A 1,702-nucleotide genomic window follows, 5' to 3' on the forward strand; every position below is an offset into this window, starting at 1 on the left:
CATAAGATAACTCGACTGCCATTCCCTTGAACGCTTCGTCATAAACACGTCGTTTAACCATAGTCAAATTGGAGTTAGTCTCCCAAATCTGCCTAAAAAAAGTCTCCAGTCAAATGTAACAAGTCCACTCGCGTTCTTTCATTTTTAACTCGTGAGCAACTGTTGCCCAATGCAATTCTTCCAATCTAGCTTGTAAATACTCAGGCAGAATACGAGCGTCTTTAAAAGGTTTACCCAAATGGTTAACCAAAGCATATGCATCCTTGATTTGTTGAGCTAAGGTACCGTAATTATCGTGTTTAACGTTGGTTAAGACGGTATCTACTTTCCCATTAAATGCGTCAGCGACGAAGTTTATCGCTGTCATGCTACGGACCGCTTCAACATAATCACAAGTGGCTGCTGTTCGGGTACTAATCATCAGACGAGTTCGCTCCCGCGCTTTTTTTAACTCCATTCCAGCTTGCATATAGCCAAACTCGTCGGCTAATTCATCCAGCAATGTGTAAGATGGAACTAGATATTGATCCCCGTATCCATGAATGACATTTTTAAGTGCCTGGATGGTTCTTTCTAAATTGGCTGCGTTTCGTGCTGCGGCTAAAGCCTCTCCCCCAATCTCTTCTGCTCGTTGATTTGCTGAATGGATAATACGCGCGATTCTTTGGCGGCATCCTGCAATATTCCTTCAGCCTGGGTTTGAATTACACGGGCCTTTATACCGGCCTGCTTTAATTCCTCCTTGGCAGATAGGCGTATTTCATAGGCTTCCTTCTCTGCCATCTCACTTATCTGACGAACATGTTGTTCTGTATTCAGAATAATACGATAGGGGCTGAGTTGATCTACTTCTTGCTGCAACTGGGCTATACGAGCAGATGTGGCTGAGGCCTGTTGTTCATGAGCGCTCCGCGTTTGAGCTAGTTCTTGCTCTTTTTTTTGGGTTTTTCTGGATTGCACAAAGAGCAGAACCAGAGCAGTAATAAGTAATATAAGTAAAGTTGTAGACATAGGTCGACCTAATTAAAAGCTATTCGACCTAAAAATAGTCATATGTCTGCGGACTAACAAGAATTGTGGTTTAAATCAGATTTTTGATGAGTACTTTTCTTAGGTGACACCTACTTCCTAAAAAGTAGGTGTCTAAAAAAGGTCTTAAATTAAGGATTGAAGAAGAGCTATTGTTTCTTATTGTTAGTTTATTTCCTTGAATTTATCATTCAATCAAGGTACTTAATTCTACTTAGTTTTTATTGAGAAGAAGCTATATGTATTCTACTGTTTAGGTTGTACTTTCTGCGAGTAATAACGTTAAAACCAGTCTGGAACCTGCTCTTTTAAAACCTTCCATTTAACGACTTTGAAGTGGGCAAAAGGTTGAAACGGCTCTTCAGGATTTTTGTTGGCCGAGTTTTCAAAGAAAAAGGTTTGGTAAGTCAACTGAGCGACCTTATGAGTAAGTATAGCGAGCGATAATAGTGGGATTCGACTTTATCGGTTGGCACTCCATGATCACCCTGTTTGGTTCTCACCTCCACTCGGAATCGGAGAGTAGCTTTTTTAATGTTACAGTTAAGAAGTTGTTGGGGATTTTATAACTGGGTGAAAAAAGTGGGTGTCTGCTTACCTTTATGTTGCAACACAATAGAGGTATGATTACTCAATTTAATGAGCTTACAGACACCCAATGGCAAGTTATTGA

Annotated in this window: 2 protein-coding genes; both read right to left on the minus strand. The window is 40.4% G+C overall.

Annotation, left to right across the window (positions count from 1 at the left end; translation table 11 throughout):
• Positions 1–109: 109 nt before the first annotated feature.
• Positions 110–502, minus strand: coding sequence for an SNIPE associated domain-containing protein (locus tag EHT87_RS31130; RefSeq protein ID WP_124910711.1), 393 nt, complete (start codon positions 500–502; stop codon positions 110–112).
• A 98-nt stretch (positions 503–600) separates the two neighbouring features.
• Positions 601–1,011, minus strand: coding sequence for a hypothetical protein (locus tag EHT87_RS31135; protein WP_124910712.1), 411 nt, complete (start codon positions 1,009–1,011; stop codon positions 601–603).
• Positions 1,012–1,702: the final 691 nt, after the last annotated feature.

This window comes from Larkinella knui (assembly GCF_003858645.1).
GTDB lineage: Bacteria > Bacteroidota > Bacteroidia > Cytophagales > Spirosomataceae > Larkinella > Larkinella knui.

Excerpts from the sequence above, each read along its gene's own strand:
- EHT87_RS31135 (WP_124910712.1), bottom strand. The coding sequence starts at position 1,011 with ATGTCTACAACTTTACTTATATTACTTATTACTGCTCTGGTTCTGCTC.